General features: G+C 75.3%; 2 protein-coding genes and 1 pseudogene. 1 reads left to right on the forward strand and 2 read right to left on the reverse strand.

The window, feature by feature from the left end; all coding sequences use genetic code 11:
- Positions 1–30 precede the first annotated feature (30 nt).
- The gene (locus IEZ12_RS07940) at positions 31–288 is read right to left on the reverse strand and encodes an SCO4848 family membrane protein (protein ID WP_189271419.1); all 258 of its coding nucleotides are present in this window, start codon (positions 286–288) and stop codon (positions 31–33) included.
- A gap of 137 nt (positions 289–425) precedes the next feature.
- On the opposite strand from IEZ12_RS07940, the gene IEZ12_RS07945 reads away from it, so the two are divergent.
- On the forward strand, positions 426–1,709 hold the full coding sequence (locus tag IEZ12_RS07945) for a D-alanyl-D-alanine carboxypeptidase family protein (RefSeq protein ID WP_189271420.1): 1,284 nt from the start codon (positions 426–428) through the stop codon (positions 1,707–1,709).
- A 23-nt stretch (positions 1,710–1,732) separates the two neighbouring features.
- On the opposite strand, the pseudogene IEZ12_RS40525 reads toward IEZ12_RS07945, so the two are convergent.
- A pseudogene (locus IEZ12_RS40525) lies at positions 1,733–1,844 on the reverse strand (class I SAM-dependent methyltransferase); the annotation flags it as partial.

Consider the following 1,844-nt stretch of genomic DNA (forward strand, 5'->3'; position numbering starts at 1 on the left):
GGGTGACGGCGTACAAGGGTGCCTTCGGCGCTACTGCGCGGCGGCCGTCCGGCGCAGGGCGCGCAGGCCTCGGACGCCGATCGCGCCGATGGCGAGGCCGAGCAGCAGCGAGGTGACGGCGAGCAGCAGGTGGACCCAGAAGAAGGCGGTCGGCTGCGAGTGGTCGCCGTTCACGAACGCCTGGCCGCCGGAGTCCTTCCACAGGTTCTTGGCGAAGGTCGTCCAGATGAAGACCGACCAGACGCCGAAGGCGGTGAGGAACCAGGAGACCGGGCGGCTGAGCTTCATGACGGGGTCCTTCGCGGCAGACGGGTGGCCCGTCCAGTATGCGCGGCCCGCCGAACGGAGCAGCGGGCGGTACTCGTTCGTGGCGTCGGTCGGCGGCTTCGACGGTCGGGCGGCGGGGCGCGGGTTAGCTTCCGGGAATGCAGACAGTCCGCCGGATCGTCCTCGGTTCGTCCGCTGCCGCCCTGGTCCTGCTCCCGGTCGGCCCGCCGGCCCTCGCGGCGGTCCCCGGCGAGGCCCCGCCGCCGCCCGTGGTCGGCGGCGACCGGCTGGGCGCGGCGGGCGTGCAGGTCGCACCGGGCCCGGGGGCTCCGCCGCTGCCGTCCGGCCTGACCGGGAAGTCCTGGGTGGTCGCGGACGCGGACACCGGCCAGGTGCTGGCCGCGTTCAACGCGCACGCCCAGCTGCCGCCCGCGTCCACCCTGAAGATGCTGTTCGCGGTCACCGTGCTGCCCCGCTTCCCGGCCGACGAGGTGCACCGGGTGGGCTGGACGGAACTGCAGGGCATGGGCGCGGGCAGCAGCCTGGTCGGCATCAAGGAGGACCTGGACTACAAGGTCGAGGACCTGTGGCGCGGAGTGTTCCTGTCCTCCGGCAACGACGCGGTGCACGTGCTGGCCAACATGAACGGCGGGGTGGCGAAGACCGTCGTCGACATGCAGGCCCGCGCCGACCAGCTGCAGGCCCGCGACACCCACGTGGTCAGCCCGGACGGCTACGACATGGACGGGCAGGTCACCTCGGCGTACGACCTGACCCTGTTCGCCCGGGCCGGGCTGCGCAACGAGGAGTTCCGCGGCTACTGCAGCACCCGCTGGGCGCAGTTCCCCGGCGCGGTCGACAGGAGCGGGCAGCGCGGCAGCTTCGGCATCGCCAACACCGACCGGCTGCTCGGCAAGTACCCGGGGCTGATCGGCGTGAAGAACGGTTACACCACCAACGCGGGCGCGACCTACACCGGCGCCGCCGTCCAGGGCGGCCGCACCATGCTGGTCACCGTGATGCACCCGGCCAGCAGCCCGAAGGTCTACGACGAGGCGGCGGCACTGCTGGACTGGGGCTTCGCCGCGGCCGGCAAGGTCGCCCCGGTCGGCGCGCTGGCCGAGGACCTGGCGCCCGCCGGGAAGCCGGCCCAGCCGATCACCGACGCCCCGTCACCACCACCGGCGGCCGCCCCCTCCCCTCCCCCGCGGCAGCCCCCGACCCTCCGCCCCGAACCGGTGACCGCGGCCCACGCCGCGGCCGACGGCCCGAGCGCGGCCACCTGGTCCGCGATCGGCCTCTGCGCGGCGGTGGCCGCGGCCGGGATGCTGCGACTCCGCGCGCTGCGCCTCCGGGCCGAGCGCCGAGCGCAGGCTCAGGGGCGCGAGGAACTGCGCGGCCGGCCGAGAACCCGCCGACCGGACCGCGACGCAGGACCATGAGTCGCGCCCCTGGAGGCGCCCCGTCAAACCGCTCCGCGGCCCGCCCGGAGGGCACGTCGCACCGCGCGGGTCGCGACCGGCGGCAGGACGTCGAGGGCGACGCGGCGGACGAGGGAGCGGGTCGGGGCGGCGCCG

This window comes from Kitasatospora griseola (genome assembly GCF_014648555.1).
Taxonomy (GTDB): domain Bacteria; phylum Actinomycetota; class Actinomycetes; order Streptomycetales; family Streptomycetaceae; genus Kitasatospora; species Kitasatospora griseola.